Origin of the sequence: Streptomyces sp. S186 (assembly GCF_051603415.1) — a bacterium.
GTDB lineage: Bacteria > Actinomycetota > Actinomycetes > Streptomycetales > Streptomycetaceae > Streptomyces.
The window spans coordinates 2,931,187-2,952,428 of sequence record NZ_CP193932.1 but is presented as its reverse complement, the minus strand read 5'-3'; the positions used below and the strand labels follow the sequence as shown (position 1 = coordinate 2,952,428).

The following is a 21,242-nucleotide window of genomic DNA, read 5'->3' as shown; positions in this document are numbered from 1 at the left end:
CGGCCGGCACCCCCGTACCACCACCCGCACCTCCCTCCCAGGACCGGCGATCCACGTGAGTTCCTCCCTTCCGGCCGTTCCGCCGACGCAGCCCCGCGAGGCCGCGCGGCGGGACGCCCCCGGCGCGTACCGCCTGGTGCGCACCCCGCCGGAGCGGACCGCGCCGCCCGTCCTGGATGCCGGCCAGCGCGCCGTGGTGGCACACCGGGACGGCCCGCTGCTGGTCCTCGCCGGCCCCGGCACGGGCAAGACCACGACCCTGGTGGAGTCCGTGGTGCGCCGCATCCGGGACGGGGCCGACCCCGAGCGGATCCTCGTCCTCACCTTCAGCCGGAAGGCCGCGGTCGCCCTCCGCGACCGGCTGGCGGCCCGCCTGGCCGACCAGGAGGGCGCCCCCGGGCCGTCCGCCGGGTGCTGGCCCGGCGTCCCCCAGGCCACCACCTTCCACTCCTTCTGCTACGCCCTGGTCCGCGCCCACCAGCACGCCGACCTCTTCGCCGACCCGCTGCGGCTGCTCTCCGGCCCCGAGCAGGACCTGGTCGTCCGCGAGCTCCTGGAGGGCCAGGCGGAACTGGCCGGCGCCGGCCGCGCCCGGGTGGGCTGGCCGGACGAGCTGCGGGCCTGCCTGACCACCCGTGGCTTCGCCGACGAGGTCCGCGCGGTGCTGGCCCGCAGCCGGGAACTGGGCCTGGGCCCGGACGCGCTGGGCGCCTTCGCCCGCCGCACCGGCCGCCCCGACTGGCAGGCCGCGGCCGCCTTCCTCGCCGAGTACCTCGACGTCCTGGACGCCCAAGGGGTGCTGGACTACGCCGAGTTGGTGCACCGCGCGGTGCTCCTGGCCGAGCGCCCGGAGGCCGCGGCCCGGCTGGCCGGCGCCTACGACGCGGTCTACGTCGACGAGTACCAGGACACCGACGCCGCCCAGGTACGGCTGCTGCGGGCGCTCGCCGGCCACCGGGGCGCACCGGCCGCCCCCGGTTCCCCGGGCCGTACGCTGCTCGCCTTCGGCGATCCGGACCAGTCGATCTACGCCTTCCGCGGCGCCGACGTCAACGGCATCCTGGACTTCCCGGAGACCTTCCGGCGCGCCGACGGCACCCCCGCCCCGGTGGCCGTGCTGCGCACCTCCCGCCGCGCCGGCGCCGACCTGCTCGCCGCCACCCGGCAGATCACCCGCCGGATGCCGCTCACCCGTCTTCCGGCCGACGCCGTCCGCGCCCACCGGGAGCCGGCGCCCGTACGGGACGGCGGCAGGGCCGAGGCGTACACGTACCCGACCCCGGGCGCGGAGCTGGACAACATCGCGGACCTGCTGCGCCGCGCCCACCTGGAGGAGGGGGTGCCCTGGCGCGAGATGGCCGTCCTGGTGCGCGCCGGCGGGCGCTCGATCCCCGTTGTGCGCCGGGCGCTGACCGCCGCCGGGGTCCCGCTCGACATCGACGGCGACGACCTGCCGCTCCGCCACGAACCGGCGGTCGCCCCGCTGCTGACCGCGCTGCGGGTGGCCGCGGGGGCACCCGTCGCGCCCTCTGGCGTCCGTCCCACCCCCACCGAGGCGCCCGGCACGCCGGGCCCGCACGTCGGGGACCCCTCCGCCCCGGAGGACGTCCAGGGCGATGCCCCGGAGGACGCCCCGGGCGATGACCTGGCGGACGCGGCGGACGAGGCCCCGGACGGCGCCGCCACCCTCCGGATCGACCCCGAGACCGCCATCGATCTGCTGACCTCCCCCCTGGGCGGCATGGACGCCGCCGATCTGCGGCGGCTGGGCCGGGCGCTCCGCGAGGAGGAGCGGGCAGCCGGCCGGGCCCTGCCGCCGCCCTCCGACGAGCTGATCGCCCGCGCGCTGGCCCAGCCCGAGCGCCTGGTGGCCCACGACCCCCGCTACGCCCGCGGCGCCCAGCGACTCGGCCTGCTGCTGTGCAAGGCCCGGGAGCTGCTCGCCGGCGGGGGGACGGCCGAGGAAGCGCTGTGGGAGCTGTGGGACGGCACCCCCTGGCCGGGCCGGCTGGAGCGGGCCGCCCGGCGCGGCGGGGCCGCCGGCCGCAACGCCGACCGGGATCTGGACGCGGTGGTCGCCCTGTTCGAGACGGCGGCCCGCGCCGAGGAGCGCACCGGCGGCCGTGGCGCCCTGAATTTCCTGGAGGAGCTGGACGCCCAGGACATCGCCGCCGACACCCTCACCCGCCGTACGGTCCGCCCCGACGCGGTGCGCCTGATGACCGCGCACCGTGCCAAGGGCCTGGAATGGCGGCTGGTGGTGGTCGCCGGAGTCCAGGAGGGCCTCTGGCCCGATCTGCGCCGGCGCGGCTCGCTCCTGGAGGCGGACCGGATCGGCCGGGACGGCCTGGCCGAACCGCTCACCCCGGGCGCCCTGCTCGCCGAGGAGCGCCGGCTGTTCTACGTGGCGGCGACCCGGGCCCGGGAGCGCCTGGTGGTCACGGCGGTGAAGGCCGCGGCCGAGGACGGTGACCAGCCGTCCCGGTTCCTGACCGAGCTGGGCGTCGCCCCCCAGGACGTCACCGGGCGCCCCCGCCGGCCCCTGACGGTCGCCGCGCTCGTCGCCGAGCTGCGGGCCACCACCGTCGACCCGGAGGCGTCGCCGGCGCTGCGCGACGCGGCCGCCCGGCGGCTGGCCGAACTGGCCGCCCTGCGTGACGACGACGGGCAGCCCCTGGTGCCGGCCGCCCACCCCGACAGCTGGTGGGGCCTGCACGAGCCCACCCACAACGCCGTCCCGCTGCGCGACCGCGACCGCCCCGTACTGCTCTCCGGCAGCGCGCTCGGTCAACTGGCCGACGCCTGCGCCCTCCAGTGGTTCCTGGGTCGCGAGGTGAAGGCCGACGCCCCGGCCACCGCCGCCCAGGGCTTCGGCAACGTCGTCCACGTCCTCGCCGACGAGGTCGCCTCCGGCCGCACCCCGGCCGACCTGTCCGTCCTGATGGCGCGGCTGGACTCGGTGTGGGACGCGCTCGCCTTCGACGCGCCCTGGAAGTCCCGCCAGGAGAAGGACAGCGCCCGCGCCGCCCTGGAGCGCTTTCTGCGCTGGCACGTCATGGAGCGCGAGACGCTCGGCCGGGACACCGTCGCCACCGAGCACGCCTTCGACGTCACCCTGGAGGCCGGCGCCTACGAGGTCCGCATCCGCGGCAGCATGGACCACGTCTCGCGGGACGCCCAGGGCCGCGCCTACGTCGTCGACTTCAAGACCGGCAAGCAGAAGCCGACCGGCCCCGAGGTCGCCCGCCATCCGCAGCTCGCCGTCTATCAACTCGCGGTCCGCGAAGGCGCCCTCGACGACGCCTTCGGCGGCGACCGGCCGGAGCCGGGCGGCGCCGAACTGGTCCACCTGCGGCTGGGCGCGCCCCGCAAGGAGGGCGGCGACGCGCTGCCGGCCGTCCAGGCGCAGCCCCCGCTCGACGGCGACTGGGTCGGCGAGCTGCTCGCCACCGCCGCCGGCCGCGTCCTGGAGGAGCGCTTCACGCCCACCACCGGCGCGCACTGCACCCACTGCGCCTTCCGCGCCTCGTGCAGCGCCCAGCCGGAGGGCCGCCAGGTCGTGGAGTGACCGCTGTCGGCCCGTGCCCGCTGACCTGCACGGACACCGCTCGCGCGGGCATTGTCGGTGGCGGCCGTTACGGTGGCGGTTGTGTCAGCTCGTATCACCGACCCCGAGCAGCTCAAGGAGCTCCTCGGCATCCCGTTCACCCCGGAGCAGACGGCGTGCATCACGGCCCCGCCCGCCCCGCAGGTCATCGTGGCCGGAGCCGGCTCGGGCAAGACCACGGTGATGGCCGCGCGGGTGGTGTGGCTGGTCGGCACCGGCCGGGTCGCCCCGGAGCAGGTCCTCGGGCTGACGTTCACCAACAAGGCGGCCGGCGAGCTGGCCGAGCGCGTCCGCGCTGCCCTGCTGGCGGCCGGCGTCACCGATCCCGACCCCGTTCCCGAGACCGCCGCGAGGGCCGCGGGCGCCGAGCCGCCCCTGGGCGAGCCGCGGATCTCCACGTACCACGCCTTCGCCGGGCAGCTCCTCAAGGACCACGGTCTGCGCATCGGCCTGGAGCCCAGCGCCCGGCTGCTCGCCGACGCCACCCGCTTCCAGCTCGCCGCCCGCACCCTGCGCGCCGCCCCCGGCCCCTACCCGTCGCTGACCACCTCGCTGCCCACCCTGGTGGAGGACCTCCTCGCCCTCGACGGCGAGCTGGCCGAGCACCTGGCCGAACCGGCCGCCCTGCACGCCCACGACACCGCCCTGCTCGCCTCCCTGGAGGGCGCCAAGCTCAGCAACGCCGACCTGCGCAAGGTCCCCGAGGCCGCCCGCGGCCGGCTGGAGCTGCTCGACCTGGTCGGCGCCTACCGCCGCGAGAAGCGCCACCGCGACCTGCTGGACTTCGGCGACCAGATCGCCCTCGCCGCCACCCTGGCCACCACCCGCCCCGAGGTCGGCGCCCTGCTCCGCGACGAGTTCCGGGTCGTCCTCCTCGACGAGTATCAAGACACCTCCGTCGCCCAGCGGCTGCTGCTCTCCGGCCTCTTCGGCGCCGCCGGCACCGGGACCCCCACCGGGCACGCGGTCACCGCCGTCGGCGACCCCTGCCAGGCCATCTACGGCTGGCGCGGCGCCTCCGTCGCCAACCTCGACGACTTCCCCGCCCACTTCCCGTTCGCCGACGGCACCCCCGCCCGCCGCTTCGCCCTCAGCGAGAACCGCCGCAGCGGCGGCCGCCTGCTGGAGCTCGCCAACCGCCTCGCCGCCCCGCTGCGCGCCCTGCACGCCGGCGTCGAGGCACTGCGCCCGGCCCCCGGCGCCGAGCGGGACGGCGCGGTCCGCTGCGCCCTGCTGCCCACCCAGGCCGAAGAGCTCGGCTGGCTCGCCGACTCCCTCGCCCACCTCGTCCGCACCGGCACCCCGCCCGGCGGGATCGCGGTCCTGTGCCGCACCGCCGCCGACTTCGCCCGTATCCAGGGCGAGTTGGTCGCCCGGGATGTTCCCGTGGAGGTCGTCGGCCTCTCCGGGCTGCTCCACCTCCCCGAGATCGCCGACCTGGTCGCGGTCTGCGAGGTTCTCCAGGACCCGACGGCCAACGCCTCCCTGGTCCGCCTGCTGATCGGCCCCCGCTGGCGGATCGGCCCCCGCGACCTCGCCCTGCTGGGCCGCCGGGCCCGCGCCCTGGCCCACACCTCCCGCGGCGGTTCCGCCGAGGACGACCCCGAGCGGCGGCTCGCCGAGGCCGTCGAGGGCGTCGACCCGGCCGAGACGGTCTCGCTCGCCGACGCGCTCGACACCTTCCTGGAGTCCGGCGGCACCGACGACGGCCTGCCGTTCTCCCCGGAGGCCCGGGTCCGCTTCGCCCGCCTGGCCACCGAACTCCGCGACCTGCGGCGCTCGCTCGCCGACCCGCTGATGGACGTGCTCCACCGGATCCTCGCCGTCACCGGCCTGGAGGTCGAGCTGTCCGCCTCGCCGCACGCCCTGGCCGCCCGCCGCCGGGAGACGCTGGGCACCTTCCTCGACCTCGCCGCCGGGTTCGCCGCCAAGGAGGGCGGCGCCGCCCTCGACGGCGAGGCGACCCTGCTCGCCTTCCTCGGCTTCCTGCGCACCGCCGTCCAGTTCGAGAAGGGCCTGGACAGCTCGCTCCCGGGAGGCGAGAACACCGTCAAGGTGCTCACCGCCCACAAGTCCAAGGGCCTGGAGTGGGACGTGGTCGCGGTGCCCGGCCTGGTGACCCGGCAGTTCCCCAGCGAGCAGGCCCGCGAGTCCTGGATCGGCCGCGCCAGGGTCCTGCCGCACGCCCTGCGCGGCGACGCCGCCACCCTGCCCGAGGTGGCGGAGTGGACGGCTCGCGGCGTCAAGGACTTCAAGGAGGCGATGAAGCAGCACCAGGAGACCGAGGAACTCCGCCTCGGCTATGTCACCTTCACTCGCCCCCGCTCCCTCCTCCTCGGCTCCGGCCACTGGTGGGGCCCCACCCAGAAGCGCCCCCGCGGCCCGTCCGCCTTCCTGACGGCGCTGCGCGAGCACTGCGAGGCCGGCCACGGAGAGATCGAGGTCTGGGCCGACCCGCCCGAGGAGGGCGCCGAGAATCCGGCCCTGGCCGAGTCCGCCGCCGAGCAGCCCTGGCCGCTGCCGCTGGACCCGGCCGCGACGGCCCGCCGCCGCCGGGCCGCCGCCACCGTCCGCGCCCACCTCGCCGCCCCCGACACCTCCCTCTCCCTCCCCGCCCCGTCCCCCGCGTACGACCCGGAGTGGCCGCCCCCACCGGACGACGAGGACTGGCCCGCCGCCCACGAGGACGCGCCCCACGACCCGTACGGCGACCCGCTCCACGACGAGCCCCCGTACCCGGACGCCCCGTACGGCGAGTCGGCACACGGCGGGCCTCCGTATGACGAGCCCCCGTACGGCGAGCCCCCGCAGGATGGAGCGCCCCACGACGAGGCACTCCACAACGAGACGCCCCACGAGGACGTCCCGTCCGCCGCTCCCGCCGCTCCCGCCGCCCCGGCCCCCCGCCTCATCGCCCAGCGCTCCGCCGAGCCCGATCCGGCAGCCCTCGCCGCCGGCCCCGGCCCTGCTCACGCCCCCACCCCCGCCGGCCCGCCGGAGCAGGAGCCCCCGGTGCTGCTCCCCGAGGAGCGCCGCACGGCGGCGTCCTGGGACCGCGATCTGGCGGCGCTCGCCGCCGAGTTGCGGAGCTCCCGCGCCCGGGTCCGCGACGTCCCGCTGCCCGCCTCGCTCACCGCCACCCAGCTGCTCCACGTCGCCGCCGACCCGGACGGCTTCGCCCGCGAGCTGGCCCGCCCGATGCCGCGCCCGCCGCAGCCCGCGGCCCGTCGCGGCACCCGCTTCCACGCCTGGGTCCAGTCCCGTTTCGAGGAGCTCCCGCTGCCGCTGCTCGGCCCCGACGAGCTCCCCGGCGCCGAGCCCGGCGAGGACGCGGAGATCGCCGACGAGCAGGACCTGGCGGCCCTGAAGGAGGCGTTCGCCCGGACCCCGTACGCGCGCCGTACCCCGTTCCGGGTGGAGGTCCCGTTCCGGATGACGCTCGCCGGGCGGGTGATCCGCGGCCGGATCGACGCGGTCTACCGCGAGCCCGGCCCGGACGGTGACCGCTTCGAGATCGTCGACTGGAAGACCGGCCGCAACGTCTCCTCGGGCGCCGGCGGCGCGGACCCGCTCCAGCTGGCCGTCTACCGCCTGGCCTGGGCCGAGCGGTACGGCTTGGCCCCGTCCGAGGTCGGCGCCGCGTTCCTCTTCGTCCGCACCGGCGAGGTGGTCAGACCCGCCCGCCTGCCGGGCCGGGACGGGCTCGAACGGATCCTGCTGGGCGAGACCCCCGGCCGGTATCCCCCGGAAGGCCGATAGGCTCGGGCGTATGAGCACCACCTCGGACAACGCCGTCCGCGCGTACATCACCACCCACCGCGACGCCTTCCTCGCCGACCTCGCGGAGTGGCTGCGCATCCCCTCCGTCTCCGCCGACCCCGGCCGCGCCCCCGAGGTGCGCCGCAGCGCCGAGTGGCTCGCCGGCAAGCTCGCGGAGACCGGCTTCCCGGTCACCGAGGTGTGGGAGACCGAGGGCGACGGCCTGCCCGCGGTCTTCGCCGAGTGGCCCTCCGGGGACCCGTCCGCCCCCACGGTGCTCGTCTACGGCCACCACGACGTCCAGCCCGCCGCCCGCGAGGACGGCTGGCACACCGACCCGTTCGAGCCGGTGACCGTCGACGGCCGCCTCTACGCCCGCGGCGCCGCCGACGACAAGGGCCAGGTCTTCTTCCACACCCTGGGCGTCCGCGCCCACCTGGCGGCGACCGGCCGCACCGCCCCGGCCGTCAACCTCAAGCTGCTCATCGAGGGCGAGGAGGAGTCCGGCTCGCCGAACTTCCCGGCCCTGGTCGCCCGCCACGCCGACCGCCTGGCCTGCGACGCGGTGATCGTCTCCGACACCGGGATGTGGTCCGAGGACACCCCCACCGTCTGCACCGGCATGCGCGGCCTGACGGACTGCCAGATCGACCTGTACGGCCCCGACCAGGACATCCACTCCGGCTCGTTCGGCGGCGCGGTGCCCAATCCGGCCACCGAGGCGGCCCGCCTCGCCGCCGCGCTCCACGACGACGACCGCCGGGTCGCCGTCCCCGGCTTCTACGACGGCGTGATCGAACTCACCGACCGCGAGCGCGAACTCCTCGCCGAGCTGCCCTTCGACGAGGAGCGCTGGCTGCGCACCGCCCACTCGCACGCCACCCTCGGCGAGGCCGGCGCCACGACCCTGGAGCGCATCTGGGCCCGCCCCACCGCCGAGGTCAACGGCATCGGAGGCGGCTATCAGGGCCCCGGCGGCAAGACCATCGTCCCGGCCTCCGCCCAGCTGAAGCTCTCCTTCCGCCTGGTCGCCGGCCAGGACGCCGAGGCCGTCCAGCAGGCCGTCCGCACCTGGGTCGCGGACCGCCTCCCGGCCGGCATCCGCCACGAGATCACCTTCTGGGGCGCCACCCGCCCCTGCCTGACCCCGCTCGACCACCCGGCGCTCCGGTCCGTCGTCCGCGCCATGGGCCGGGCCTTCGGCACCGAGATCCGCTTCACCCGCGAGGGCGGTTCGGGCCCGGCGGCCGACCTCCAGGACGTCCTCGGCGTCCCGGTCCTCTTCCTGGGCATCTCGGTGCCCTCCGACGGCTGGCACGCGCCGAACGAGAAGGTCGAACTCGACCTGCTGATGAAGGGCGTCGAGACCGCCGCGCACCTCTGGGGCGACCTGGCGGACACCTGGCGCCCGTCCTGACCCGCGCGCACCGCCGCACCGCTCCGCGCTCGCCCGCAGCAACGCAGCAACCACCCACGCCACAGGGGGAGTTGGAAACAGCAGTGACCACCTGGACCGACCACGCGGCCGACCGGCCGATCACCTTCAGCGCGCCGAGCGGAATCGACCGCTCCGCCCATCACCGCCTCGACGAGGCATGGCTGGCGGCGGCCTGGAGCCACCCGACGACGCGCGTCTTCGTCGTGTCCGGGGGCCAGGCGCTGATCGACGACACCCCCGACGGCCGCACCGAGCTGATCATGACGCCGTCCTTCGAGGCGCCGCTGACCGAGGCCCACCGTTACTACCTCGGCACCGACGAGGACGGCGTCAGCTACTTCGCCCTCCAGAAGGACGCGCTGCCCGGCCGCATGGACCAGTCGGCCCGCGCCGCCGGCCTCCGCGAGGCCGGCCTGCTGCTCTCCCCCCGGGACGCCGGCCTGCTCGTCCACGCCGTGGCGCTGGAGAACTGGCAGCGGATGCACCGCTTCTGCTCCCGCTGCGGCGAGCGGACGGTCATCGCCGCGGCCGGCCACATCCGCCGCTGCCCGGCCTGCGGCGCCGAGCACTACCCGCGCACCGACCCGGCCGTGATCATGCTCGTCACCGACGACCAGGACCGCGCCCTCCTCGGCCGCCAGGTCCACTGGCCCGAGGGGCGCTTCTCGACGCTCGCCGGCTTCGTCGAGCCGGGCGAGTCCATCGAGCAGTCGGTCGCCCGCGAGGTCTACGAGGAGGCCGGGGTCGTCGTCGGGGACGTCGAGTACGTCGCCAGCCAGCCCTGGCCCTTCCCGTCCAGCCTGATGCTGGGCTTCATGGCCCGCGCCACCTCCGCCGAGATCCGGGTGGACGGCGAGGAGATCGAGGAGGCCCGGTGGTTCTCCCGGGACGACCTCGATGCCGCCTTCGCCTCCGGAGAGGTCCTCCCGCCCTACGGCATCTCCATCGCCGCCCGCCTCATCGAGAGGTGGTACGGCAAGCCGCTGCCCAGGCCGTGACCCCCGCGGCCCCGGGCAGCACAGGGCCGCCGGCCGGCTCCCTCACGGACCGGCCGACGGCCCGGCTCTGCGCGGTGCGCCCGGCCCTCAGGCCGCGGCCACCTTCTCCTTAACCTGAGCCAGGGACGGGTTGGTCAGCGTCGTGCCGTCGGCGAAGAGCACGGTCGGCACGGTCTGGTTGCCGCCGTTGGCCTTCTCCACGAACGCCGCGGACTCCGGGTCCTGCTCGATGTTGATCTCGGTGTAGGCGATGCCCTCGCGGTCCATCTGGCTCTTCAGCCGACGGCAGTATCCGCACCAGGTCGTGCTGTACATCGTCACAGTGCCCGCCATGCGTCCCAGGCTCCTCAGCTCGGTCTCGATCGTGATCATGTGCCACGCGCGTCGCTCCGACACCGTGGCACCAACCACCACAACGCCCACCCGGCCCGGACCATTCCCGGCCGCCCGCCGCCGCCCCGCACCGCCGCCCCGGCCGGCCCCGGCCGGCCCCGGCCGCCCCCCCCGCCGTCCCCAGCCGGGCACACCGGTACGACCGGTCCCCGGACGGTGTGGACGGCTTTCCCGGCCGCCCCGGCGGACCTGGCAGCATGGCGGGGTGACAGCAGCAACGGACGCCACCCTCTTCCCACAGGTCCCGGAGACGGCCGACGCGGTGCTCGACGGGCTCGACCCCGAGCAGCGCGAGGTCGCCACGGCCCTGCACGGACCGGTGTGCGTCCTGGCCGGCGCCGGCACCGGCAAGACCCGCGCCATCACCCACCGCATCGCCTACGGCGTCCGGGCCGGCATCCTCCAGCCCGCCAGTGTGCTCGCGGTCACCTTCACCGCCCGCGCGGCCGGCGAGATGCGCGGCCGGCTCCGGCAGCTCGGCGCGGCCGGCGTGCAGGCCCGCACCTTCCACTCCGCCGCCCTGCGCCAGCTGCAGTTCTTCTGGCCCCGGGCGGTCGGCGGCGAGCTGCCGCGGCTGCTGGACCGCAAGGGCCCGCTGGTCGCCGAGGCCGCCGCCCGCTGCCGCCTCCGCCTCGACCGCAACGAGCTGCGCGACGTCACCGGCGAGATCGAGTGGTCCAAGGTCACCCAGACGGTGCCGGCCGACTATCCGGCCGCGCTCGTCAAGGCCGGCCGCGAGGCCCCCCGCGACCCCGCCGAGACCGGCCAGATATACGCCACCTACGAGCAGCTCAAGCGGGACCGCGGCACCATCGACTTCGAGGACGTGCTGCTGCTCACGGTCGGCGTGCTCCAGGACCGCCACGACATCGCCGAGCAGGTCCGCTCCCAGTACCAGCACTTCGTCGTCGACGAGTACCAGGACGTCAGCCCGCTCCAGCAGCGGCTGCTGGAGCTGTGGCTGGGCGACCGCGACAGCCTGTGCGTGGTCGGCGACGCCAGCCAGACGATCTACAGCTTCACCGGCGCCACCCCCGACCACCTCCTCGACTTCCGCATCCGCCACCCGCACGCCACGGTCGTCAAGCTCGTCCGCGACTACCGCTCCACCCCCCAGGTCGTCCACCTCGCCAACGGCCTGCTCGCCGGCGCCCGGGGCCGCGCCGCCGAGCACCGCCTGGAGCTGGTCTCGCAGCGCGAGCCCGGCGCCGAGCCGGTGTTCACCGAGTACGCCGACGAGCCCGCCGAGGCCGAGGGCACCGCCCGCCGGATCCGCGACCTGATCGCCGCCGGCGTCCCGGCCGGCGAGATCGCGGTCCTCTTCCGCATCAACGCCCAGTCCGAGGTCTACGAACAGGCCCTCGCCGACGCCGACGTGCCCTACCAACTGCGCGGCGCCGAGCGGTTCTTCGAGCGGCCCGAGGTGCGCGAGGCCGGCGTCAAACTGCGCGGCGCGGCCCGTTTCGGCGGCAACGACACCCTGCTCGCCGGCGCGGCCGGCCTGCCCTCCGAGGTCCGCGCGGTGCTCAGCGACATGGGCTGGACCGACCGGCCGCCGGCCGGCTCCGGCGCGGCGCGCGACCGCTGGGAGTCGCTGGCCGCCCTGGTGCGGCTCGCCGAGGACTTCGCCCGGGCCCGGCCGGCGGCCACCCTCGCCGACCTCGTCGCCGAGCTCGACGAGCGGGCCGCCGCCCAGCACGCCCCGGCCGTCGAGGGCGTCACCCTCGCCTCGCTGCACGCCGCCAAGGGCCTGGAGTGGGACGCGGTGTTCCTGGTCGGCCTCACCGAGGGCATGCTGCCGATCCACCACGCCCGCACCGACGAGCAGATCGAGGAGGAGCGCCGGCTGCTCTACGTCGGCATCACCCGCGCCCGGCGCCATCTGGCGCTGTCCTGGTCGCTGGCCCGCTCGCCCGGCGGCCGGCCCTCGCGCGGCGCCAGCCGCTTCCTCGGCGGCCTGCGGCCCGGCTCCCGCGCGGCCGGGCACCGCCGCGGCACGGGCGCGACCGGCGGCGTCGAGCGCGGCAGCGGCTCGGCGGCCCCCGGCCGGCCCCGCCGGACGCACCGCAGCCCGGCCCGCTGCCGGGTCTGCCGGCGCACGCTGACCGACCCCGGCGAGATGAAGCTGATGCGCTGCGAGAACTGCCCCTCGGAGCTCGACGAGGCGCTCTACGAGCGGCTGCGGGACTGGCGCGCGGGCCAGGCCGCCCGCACCCGCCAGCCCGCCTACTGCGTCTTCACCGACAAGACCCTGATGGCCATCGCCGAGGCGGTCCCGACGGCCGCCGAGGACCTCGCCGTCATCCCCGGCGTCGGCCGCCGCAAGCTCGACCGCTTCGGTGCCGACGTACTGGCCATCTGCGCCGGTGAGGAGCCGGACGGGGAGCCCGGAGAGGGCGCCGCGGGGGGCGCGGAGGGCGCCGCGGAAAACTCGTCGGAAAAATAGTTTGCGCCCGCGGAGCGCATCCCCATAGCCTTCGGAAGCAGCGGAAACAACGGAACTTCCGAGATCCGATGGATCCGTGCTGTACTTGAACACCCCCGGACCGGGTATTCCCGGTCCCCGAGACGCCGAGAGGAGGCGAGCCCAGTGATCAGCTTCATCGAGACCAACAAAATGACCGATCTCTCGGTCGTCGCCACCTGCGCTCTCGGCACCTCGCTCCTTGGCACCGGTCTGTCCGGCTCCGGCCGTCTGTCCGGTACCGAGGTCGCGCGTCCCGACGCCCTCGCCGTCCCGACGGCGGGCGAGCGCATCGCGCGACCGACCGAGGCACCCGCGGCAGCGGTAGCGACGGCGGCGAACGCCCTTGCCTTCGCGACGGCGGCCAATGGTGCCGAATCCCGGAAGCAGTACCAGCACGCCATGTGGGCCTACCGCGGCCTCGAACCCTGGAGAGATCCAGCCTGATCGGCGATCAGGTCGGCACCTTCCAGGGCCGCGGAACCCACACCGGGATCCGCGGTCCTTTTGTTTTGCCCAATGCGCCCGCCACCAGCCGGGCCGGAACAGACGAGGAACACACCACCGTGCAACTCCAGACGCACACCCCGTCCGCCACCGACCTGATCCCTCCGCCCGACCTCCAGGAGAACCCCTTGTTGCCCCTCACCGAGCTCGACGACGAGATCGACCGCCTCGGCACCGCCGTACCCTGCCGCACCTACGACCCCGAGGTCTTCTTCGCCGAGTCCCCGGCCGACGTCGAGTACGCCAAGACGCTGTGCCAGACCTGCCCGGTGCGCGAGGCCTGCCTGGCCGGCGCCAAGGAGCGCCGCGAGCCCTGGGGCGTCTGGGGCGGCGAGCTCTTCGTCCAGGGTGTCGTCGTGCCCCGGAAGCGTCCGCGGGGCCGTCCGCGCAAGAACCCGGTCGTGGCATGAACACCGCGCGCACAGGAACGATCGACCGTCCCGTCACCCGGGACCCCCGGAAGCAGGACCCCACGATGAACCCGACTTTCACCGAGACCACCACCCCCGCGAACCCCGGCGCCCTCGCGTCGCGCCAGAACAGGAACCTCGCCATGCAACTCATGCCAGAAGCCCTGGCCCGGGCCCATGTGGAACAACGCCTGCGGGAGGCCGAGTCCGAACGCAGGGGGCATCGGCTCGCCGCCGCGCGGCGGATGCAGCGGCGCGCCGAGCGCGCGTCGCTGCGTGCCCGCCGGGCGCTGGCCATGGCCGTGATGCAGTGACCGGGCATACCCGCACCGCACACTGAGGCGCCGTCAGTACGGGGCTCGTCCGACCGGACGGGCCCCGTACTGCGTTGCGTCCCGATTCGCGGCGGCTGCGGGGATATCGTCGGATGGTGGACCAGAAGACGCATCAACAGGCGGAGTTGGCCTCCGACGCCACGGTCTGCGCGCGCTGCGGCGCAGTGGCCGAGGACACCCCACCGACCTGGACCTGCTCGGTCGAGAACGGCGAGCGCCGGTACTTCTGCGACCGCTGCGCCCGGGACAACATCCGCGCCATCGAGGGCCGGCTGGACTCCAGCTGGTGGTGAGGGTCAGGCCGGACTCCCCGCCGGGCTCCCGGCGGAGCTCTCCGCGCCCGGTTCCTCCCCGCCCGGCTCTTCCCTGCCCGCATCCTCCGGGGCCGGGTCCTCCTCGGCCGCGTCGGGCAGGAACCCCGGCAGCCACGCCTCCAGCTCGTCGCGCAGCCGCACCGTGGCCCCCAGCTGGCACAGCACCCCGATGGTGCTCAAGGTCACACGGTGGATCAGGAGGTAGGCGGGCGGCAGATTGAGCTGCTTGCCCAACTGGTGCGCGGGGGAGCGCGGATCGCCGATCCGGGCCGCCTGCCGGCGCATCCAGCCCCGGGAGAAGGCGAACGCGTCCACCTGCGCGGGCTCGATGATCGGCAGCAGATACTCCAGCACCGCCTCCGGATCCAGCTCGATGGAGTCCTTGACGAAGCCCTCCTCGCACAGCATGCGGTAGACCGCCTCCGCCTCGCCGTCCAGCGCCATCCGCAGCGAGGTGCCGATCGTCGGCGGCAGGCCGTCCGGCAGCCGGTCGACCGTGCCGAAGTCCAGCACGCCCAGCCGCCACCCGGACACCGGGCCGTCCGGCTCCGCCCCGGGCAGCAGCCGGAAGTTGCCCGGATGCGGATCGGCGTGCAGCAGGCCGGTGCGCGCCGGACCGGAGAAGAGGAAGTGCGCCAGCAGCTGCCCGGCTCGGTCGCGCTGCTCCTCGGTGCCGTCGGCGATCACCTCGGACAGCGGCACCCCGTCGAGCCACTCCGTCACCAGCACCTGGTCGCTCTGGTGCACCACGGCCGGCACCACCACGTCCGGGTCGCCGGCGAACTCCGCGGCGTGCGCCTGCTGGGCCTCGGCCTCCAGGTCGTAGTCCAGCTCCTCCGAGACCCGGTCGCGCAGCTCGGTGATGAGCGGTTTGACGTCCATGCCCGGGATCAGCGGGCCGAGCAGCCGCGCGAACCGGCTGAGCTGCGCCAGATCCGACAGCAGCGCCGGGCCCGCGCCCGGATACTGCACCTTGACGGCCACCTCCCGGCCGTCGTGCCACACCGCCCGGTGCACCTGCCCGATCGACGCCGCCGCGGCCGGCTTGTCCTCGAACTCCTCGAACAGCTCCCGCCAGTCCGCCCCGAGCCGCTCGGCCAGCACGGTGTGCACCGTGCTCGCCGGCAGCGGCGGCGCCGCCTCCTGAAGCTTCGTCAGCGCCGCCCGATACGGGCCGGCGATCTCCTCCGGCAGCGCCGACTCGAAGACGGACAGAGCCTGACCGAACTTCATCGCACCGCCCTTCAGCTCGCCGAGGACCTTGAAGAGCTGCTCCGCGGTGCGCTGTTGGAGCTCCCGGCCGACGATCTCGGCGGATCTGCCGCCGAGCCGTTTGCCCAGGCCCCAGGTGGCACGACCGGCGAACCCCAGTGGCAGCGCGGCCAGCTTGGCGGTCCGGGTGACCGCCCTGCGGGGAAGATCAGACATGCGCCCCTCCAACTCACACCGTCCCCTACCGGGGATACCCCGTCATTGTTGCGTGTCGCGGCCGCGGAACCGAGGCGTCCGCCGTGCCCCGTACGGAGACGGCACCGCAGCCGCAGTCCGGATGCGGGGCGATCCGCACCGTCCGGACGCTCGCGCACGGCAGCGGGAGCTCCATCCGCGCCCCCATGCAGGGCGGCGGCTCGCCGTCGAGGAACGCCAGTGCCTGGACGGCGGCGAGCCCGGCGACCGCCGTCGCCAGCGCGGCGTCACAGGCCGGCACCGCCGGCGTACCGCGCCCCGAGCGCCACTGCGCGAGCAGCCGCGGCCAGGCCGGCTCCGCGTCCGTACGCCGGAGTTCGTCGCAGCCGGCGCAGGCCGAGACACCGGGCACCACCAGCGGGCCCACCACTCCCGTGCCCTCCAGTACACCCGCGTAGAGATGCGGGATGCCGGCGGTGAGGAGCGGTTCGGCGAGCACCGGATCGGGGGCGTAGGCACCGAGGCCGTCGCGCGGGGCCAGCACCAGGAGGGAGATACCGGGTTCGCCGGACTCGGTGACGGGGCCGCCGGGGCGGCACCGGCGGCTCCACGGGGAGGACTCCCGGACCAGCCGCCGCGCGGCCTCGTCCCGCCGCTCGCCGACCTGACCGGCCGTCGGGCCGCCCGGGACCACGTCCCACGGCGCGACCGTGCCGCCGTCCACCACGTCCACCCGGCCGACCCCCGAGGCCGCCAGCAGCGCCGCGATCTGGCTGCCCACCCGTCCCGCGCCCTTCACCTTGACCCGGACCGACCGGCGCACCCCTATCTGCGCGAGCGGCCCGGCGGCCGCCCCGGGCTGGCGCACCGACAGCGCGGCCAGATCCGCCCGCAGCCGCTCGACGGCACGGTCGTCCGGCGGCGCGGCGCCGCCCGCCGCCGGAGCCTCCAACAACCCCGCCGCGCCGAGCCGCTCCACCACCCCGCGCGCCCGCTCCGGTGCGACATCCAGCGCCGCGGCCTCGTCGAGCAGTTGCGGCAGTGAGCGGGTGCCGTCGAGCAGCTCGATGAAGCAGCCGGTCGCCACATCGACCGGACCGACCACCCGGGCATGGGCCGGCGCCACGCCGAACCGCACCGTCTCCCGGTCCCGCCAGCCGCGCCGCAGCGCGGGCTTGAGCATCGGATGCATGTCATCCGCCCCCGTTCGTTTCGTCCGGTCGTTTCGTCCGGCCCCCAGCATGCGCCGGAACCGCACCGGACACGGAAGTTATCCACAGGCTCCGGGCATTCGTCGTACAAATCCGTGCACGCCGGGGGCGTTCAGGTGGCGAACCGTCCGCGGGTCGGGACTTCGCACAGCGCCAGCGGGTAACGTCGGGCGCGTGCCCGCCGACCCTTCCCCGCGCGGATCCGGGGAGACGCCCCTGCGCCGCGCCGCCGACCGCCCGCGCCGGGCCGACCCGAGTCCGTCGGCCCGCCCGGTCGAGGTGCGTCGCAGCACCCGGCGGCGCCGGACGGTCTCCGCGTACCGCGAGGGCGACCGCACCATCGTCCTGATCCCGGCCCGGATGTCGCAGGCCGAGGAGCAGCGCTGGGTCTCGGTCATGCTGGACAAGCTCGCCGCCCAGGAGAGCAAGCGGATGCTGGGCGACGGCGAGCTTGCCGAGCGCGCCGAGCGGCTCTCCGCGCAGTACCTCGACGGGCGGGCCCGTCCGGAGACGGTCCGCTGGGTCACCAACCAGAACACCCGCTGGGGCTCGTGCACCCCGGCCGAGGGCAGCATCCGCCTCTCGCACCGCCTGCAGGGCATGCCCGAGTACGTCATCGACTACGTCCTGCTCCACGAGCTGGCGCACCTCCTCGTACCCGGCCACGGGCCGGAGTTCTGGCGGCTGCTGGAGCCCTATCCGCGCACCGAACGGGCGCGCGGCTATCTCGAAGGGGTGGTGGCCGCCGACCGGCTGCCGCATCTGCCGGCCGCCCGCCGGCGCTGACCGGATCCGGCCGTTCCCGGGCGCGCCCCGGGGCCGCGCGCCGTCGGTGTCAGCGGTTAGCCTGGCGTGGGTACGGACGCGACGCGAGCGGGGGAGGGGCGCAGCCCATGGCCAGGGAATTCCAGCGCGGCCACAAGGCCAGGCTTGCCGATCTGACGACGGAACGGGACCTGTACGTCGGGGTGCGGATCGCCGGCCCCGGTTTGAGCTTCGACATCAGCTGCTTCGGACTGGACGGCGACGAGCGGCTCTCCGACGACCGCTACTTCGTCTTCTTCAACCAGCCCGTGACGCCCGAGGAGGCGGTCCGGCAGCTCGGCCCGCAGGACGGCGACACCGACTCCTTCCGCGTCGCCCTCGACCGGGTCCCGCCGCACATCCGGAAGCTGACCTTCACCGCCGCCCTCGACGGCGCGGGCCAGATGGCGCAGATCGGTCCCGGTTGCCTGCGCCTCGTGGCCGGCGGCCAGGAGGTGGCTCGATATCCCTTCAGCGGCGGGGAGTTCAGCACCGAGCGCGCCGTGATGCTCGGCGACCTGTACCTCAAGGACGTCTGGCGGTTCGCCGCGGTCGGCCAGGGCTTCGACGGCGGACTGGAGGCGCTGCTGACGAACTTCGGCGGCGAGGTCCTGGAGGAGGGCGACGAGGCCGCCGGGCCGCCGGTGCCGCCCGCCACCGCGCACGGCGCGCCCGACTTCCCGCTGCCGCCGCCGGCCCCGGTCCCGGCACCTGCCCCGTCCGCCGCGCCGCCCGTCTCCGCCGCGCCCGCCGCCCCGGCTCCGCCCGTGCCCACCGCCCCGGATCCGCGCGCCCTCGCGCCGGCACACCCGCAGCAGACCCCGCCCCCGCTGCCGCAGCCTGCCGCCGCGCAGATCCACAGCGCGCCCACGCTCGTGGCGCCGCTGGTCCCGCCCGGTGGCCCGGTGCCGCCGCCGGGCGTACCAGGTCCGCCGCCCCCGCCGCCCCCGGCCCCGGGCATACAGGGTCCGCCGCCTCCGCCACCGCCCCCGTACGGCCACCAGCCGCCGACTCCCTACGGTCACCAGCCGCCCCCGCCGCCGCAGTACGGCCAGCAGCCTCCGCCGCCGCCCCCGTACGGCCACCAGCCACCTCCGCCCCCGTATGGCCAACAACCCCCGCCGCTTCCCGGTGGATACGCCGCGCCCCAGGGGCAGCCCGTGCCGCTCCCGCCGCCGCCCGCTCCGTACGGGCAGCCGGGGCAGCAGCAGCCGGGAGCCCCGTACGCCCCGTATCCGGGGCAGGGCGTGCCCCTCCCCGAGGACGGCGGTACGGGACCGTGGCACCGCCCCGAGGAGCCGGGCGCCCACGGCGCACCACCGCAGGACGACTCCCGCCGGGGCCGCTGACCGACAGGCCCGCATCCCCCGGCACGGGAAACGGCGCCCGCCCCAACACGAGGGGCGGGCGCCGTTTGTGGCGCAGCATCATTTATGACGAAGTGTCAGATGTGGGCGGCCAGCAGCGCCCGGGTGTCCGCCACCAGGCGCACCACCGAGTCGTCGGCGACCGCGGGCACCTCGTCGTAGCGGAACCACCGCAGGTCCAGCGACTCGTCGCTGATCGCCGCCACCGCGTCCGCGGGCGCCAACGCGGCGTACTGGACGTCGAGATGCTCCGCGCAGGGCGTCCGGTGGCGGTCCAGCCGCACCGGCACGTCGCCCAGCAGCGTCAGCCCGTGCGCGATCCCGGACTCCTCACGCGCCTCGCGCAGCGCCGCGCCGGCCAGCGAGGTGTCCTCGGGCTCGCAGTGGCCGCCCATCTGGAGCCACATCTCCAACTTGCGGTGCAGGGTGAGCAGCACCCGCCCGCCGGCCGGGTCGACCACCAGCGCACTGGCCGTGAGATGCCCGTCCTTGCACGGCTTCCACATGCCGTCCTGATGGGCCGCGAGGTGGTCCAGATAGGCCAGCCGCAGCCGCTCCTGGCCGGCCGAGGGCGCGGGCCACTCCTTGAGCACCCGCGCCGCGTCCGCGTGCAGGCTCACCGGGCGCCGTCGCCCTTGCCCTCGTCGTTCCCGCCCTCGCCCTCGGGGCCGCGCGGGCCGCCGTCGGCCGGGCCGGAGCCCTCGGCGTCCCCACCGCGCTTGGTCAGGTCCGGGCCGCCGCCGCTCGCCGCCTCGCCCAGCATCCTGTCGAGCTCGGAGAAGTCCGCGTGCTCGCGGTGGACGAAGCCGTCCGGGTCGTCCAGATCCCCCGCCGTCGGCAGCATGTCCGGGTGCTCCCACAGGCCGTCGCGGCCGTCCAGGCCCCGCGCGTCCGTCAGGGAGGCCCACAGCCGCGAGGCGTCCCGCAGGCGGCGCGGGCGCAGCTGGAGCCCGATCAGCGTGGAGAACGTCTGCTCGGCCGGGCCGCCGGTGGCCCGGCGCCGCCGCAGCGTCTCGCGGAGCTTGTCCGCGGACGGCAGATGCGGCTTGGCGGCGGCGTGCACCACCGCGTCCACCCAGCCCTCGACGAGCGCCAGCGCGGTCTCCAGACGGGCCAGCGCGGCCTTCTGCTCCGGCGTGTCCTCGGGCTGGAACATGCCGCCCTGGAGGGCGTTCTGCAGCTCCTCGGGGTGCTGCGGGTCGATCTGGCCGACCATGTCCTCCAGCTTGGTCGTGTCGACCTTGATGCCGCGCGCATAGCCCTCGACAGCACCGAACAGATGCGAGCGCAGCCACGGCACATGGGCGAAGAGCCGCTGGTGGGCGGCCTCGCGCAGGGCCAGATAGAGCCGCACCTCCTCCTCCGGGACGCCCAGTCCGGCGCCGAACGCCGTGACGTTCGCCGGCAGCAGCGCCGCCTTGCCGGCCGGGCCCAGCGGCAGCCCCACGTCGGTGGAACCGACGACCTCGGAGGCCAGCACGCCCAGCGCCTGGCCGATCTGGGCGCCGAACATCGCGCCGCCCATGGAGCGCATCATCCCGAGCAGCGGGCCGGCCATGGCCTGCATCTCCTCGGGCAGCACCTCGCCCATCGCCGCCCCGACCCGCTCGGCGAGCGGATCGACCAGGTCCTTCCACACCGGCAGGGTCTCCTCGACCCACTCGGCGCGGCTCCAGGCCACCACCGAGCCGGCGCCCGACGGGAGCGACGTCACCCCGTCCAGCCACAGGTCCGCCAGGCGCACGGCCTCCTGGACCGCCGTCCGCTCACCGGAGGAGACGCTGGCGTCCTTGCTGCCGTCCTCGGCGCCCTGCGCGACGGTCTGCCGCGCGATGTCCTTGGCCATCTCCCAGTTCACCGGGCCGCCCTCGTAGGAGAGCATCTGGCCGAGCCGCTGGAAGGCGGCGCCGAGGTCGCCGGGGTTCATCTGGCCGCCAGGTCCCCCCATGCCGCCGAAGAGCGCGGCGAACGGATTGTCCGCGGCGCCGCTCCCGCCGCCGAACCCGAAGGGGTTCGCGGGGCCCTGGCTACCTCCCTGGCCGCCCTTCTTCTTGCCGTTGTCGCCGTCCTCCGGCTCCTCCGGCGGAAGGCCGAATCCGAATGGGGTGTCACTCACGGGTTTCCTCGGCTCGTAGGGCCGCCGGCCCTACGCCGACGGCGGCTGCCCGACATCACCTCCAGCGTAGACACTCGCCCCGCCTCGGGGCTCGGTGCTTCGCTGTCCCGGT

At 75.6% G+C, this 21,242-nt stretch carries 15 protein-coding genes and 1 pseudogene; 11 read left to right on the top strand and 5 right to left on the bottom strand.

All coding sequences use genetic code 11. The features are described 5' to 3' along the window. The first annotated feature begins 55 nt into the window (after positions 1 to 55). The 4 genes from ACRAS8_RS12190 to nudC all read left to right on the top strand — a co-directional run bounded on the left by ACRAS8_RS12190 (position 56) and on the right by nudC (position 9,802). Positions 56 to 3,568, top strand: a complete 3,513-nt coding sequence (locus ACRAS8_RS12190; protein ID WP_438485945.1) for an ATP-dependent helicase — start codon at positions 56 to 58, stop codon at positions 3,566 to 3,568. An 81-nt stretch (positions 3,569 to 3,649) separates the two neighbouring features. Beyond that, positions 3,650 to 7,366, top strand: coding sequence for a UvrD-helicase domain-containing protein (locus ACRAS8_RS12185; protein ID WP_438485944.1), 3,717 nt, complete (start codon positions 3,650 to 3,652; stop codon positions 7,364 to 7,366). 10 nt (positions 7,367 to 7,376) lie between these two features. After that, a complete protein-coding gene (locus ACRAS8_RS12180; protein WP_438485943.1) occupies positions 7,377 to 8,783 on the top strand; it encodes a dipeptidase in 1,407 nt (468 codons plus the stop codon). 83 nt (positions 8,784 to 8,866) lie between these two features. Then, positions 8,867 to 9,802, top strand: coding sequence for an NAD(+) diphosphatase (gene nudC, locus ACRAS8_RS12175; RefSeq protein ID WP_438485942.1), 936 nt, complete (start codon positions 8,867 to 8,869; stop codon positions 9,800 to 9,802). 87 nt (positions 9,803 to 9,889) lie between these two features. On the opposite strand, the gene ACRAS8_RS12170 is transcribed toward nudC, so the two are convergent. Then, positions 9,890 to 10,135 (bottom strand): mycoredoxin, encoded by a 246-nt coding sequence (locus tag ACRAS8_RS12170; protein WP_018536228.1) that lies wholly within the window; start codon positions 10,133 to 10,135, stop codon positions 9,890 to 9,892. Between the two features lie 265 nt (positions 10,136 to 10,400). Here ACRAS8_RS12170 and ACRAS8_RS12165 point away from each other — a divergent pair, with 265 nt between their 5' ends. From ACRAS8_RS12165 to ACRAS8_RS12145, 5 genes are all read left to right on the top strand, one after another. Beyond that, on the top strand, positions 10,401 to 12,641 hold the full coding sequence (locus tag ACRAS8_RS12165; protein WP_438485941.1) for an ATP-dependent DNA helicase UvrD2: 2,241 nt from the start codon (positions 10,401 to 10,403) through the stop codon (positions 12,639 to 12,641). 144 nt (positions 12,642 to 12,785) lie between these two features. Next, positions 12,786 to 13,106, top strand: coding sequence for a hypothetical protein (locus tag ACRAS8_RS12160; protein WP_438485940.1), 321 nt, complete (start codon positions 12,786 to 12,788; stop codon positions 13,104 to 13,106). A gap of 119 nt (positions 13,107 to 13,225) precedes the next feature. Continuing rightward, positions 13,226 to 13,576: a WhiB family transcriptional regulator gene (locus tag ACRAS8_RS12155; protein WP_438485939.1), complete on the top strand. Its 351-nt coding sequence runs from the start codon at positions 13,226 to 13,228 to the stop codon at positions 13,574 to 13,576. Then, positions 13,573 to 13,890 (top strand): hypothetical protein, encoded by a 318-nt coding sequence (locus ACRAS8_RS12150; RefSeq protein ID WP_438485938.1) that lies wholly within the window; start codon positions 13,573 to 13,575, stop codon positions 13,888 to 13,890. The genes ACRAS8_RS12155 and ACRAS8_RS12150 overlap by 4 nt, the downstream gene beginning before the upstream one ends. A 113-nt stretch (positions 13,891 to 14,003) precedes the next feature. Continuing rightward, the gene (locus tag ACRAS8_RS12145) at positions 14,004 to 14,204 is read left to right on the top strand and encodes a hypothetical protein (RefSeq protein ID WP_221906564.1); all 201 of its coding nucleotides are present in this window, start codon (positions 14,004 to 14,006) and stop codon (positions 14,202 to 14,204) included. A gap of 3 nt (positions 14,205 to 14,207) precedes the next feature. On the opposite strand, the gene ACRAS8_RS12140 is transcribed toward ACRAS8_RS12145, so the two are convergent. Together ACRAS8_RS12140 and ACRAS8_RS12135 are read right to left on the bottom strand one after the other, a co-directional pair. After that, complete coding sequence (locus ACRAS8_RS12140) at positions 14,208 to 15,653, bottom strand: ABC1 kinase family protein (protein ID WP_438485937.1); 1,446 nt, start codon at positions 15,651 to 15,653, stop codon at positions 14,208 to 14,210. Positions 15,654 to 15,678: 25 nt separating this feature from the next. Then, the gene (locus ACRAS8_RS12135; RefSeq protein ID WP_438490442.1) at positions 15,679 to 16,815 is read right to left on the bottom strand and encodes a ThiF family adenylyltransferase; all 1,137 of its coding nucleotides are present in this window, start codon (positions 16,813 to 16,815) and stop codon (positions 15,679 to 15,681) included. A gap of 202 nt (positions 16,816 to 17,017) precedes the next feature. Between ACRAS8_RS12135 and ACRAS8_RS12130 the strand changes: the two genes are divergently transcribed. Both ACRAS8_RS12130 and ACRAS8_RS12125 read left to right on the top strand, forming a co-directional pair. Then, positions 17,018 to 17,629 carry a M48 metallopeptidase family protein gene (locus ACRAS8_RS12130; protein WP_438485936.1) on the top strand — a complete coding sequence of 204 codons (612 nt, stop codon included), beginning with the start codon at positions 17,018 to 17,020 and terminating at the stop codon, positions 17,627 to 17,629. Positions 17,630 to 17,736: 107 nt separating this feature from the next. After that, a pseudogene (locus tag ACRAS8_RS12125) lies at positions 17,737 to 18,810 on the top strand (TerD family protein); the annotation flags it as partial. A 281-nt stretch (positions 18,811 to 19,091) separates the two neighbouring features. Here ACRAS8_RS12125 and ACRAS8_RS12120 read toward each other — a convergent pair. Together ACRAS8_RS12120 and ACRAS8_RS12115 are read right to left on the bottom strand one after the other, a co-directional pair. Then, complete coding sequence (locus tag ACRAS8_RS12120) at positions 19,092 to 19,634, bottom strand: NUDIX hydrolase (RefSeq protein ID WP_438485935.1); 543 nt, start codon at positions 19,632 to 19,634, stop codon at positions 19,092 to 19,094. Then, entirely contained in the window at positions 19,631 to 21,130 is a 1,500-nt protein-coding gene (locus ACRAS8_RS12115) for a zinc-dependent metalloprotease (protein ID WP_438485934.1), read from the bottom strand. The genes ACRAS8_RS12120 and ACRAS8_RS12115 overlap by 4 nt, the downstream gene beginning before the upstream one ends. Positions 21,131 to 21,242 lie beyond the last annotated feature (112 nt).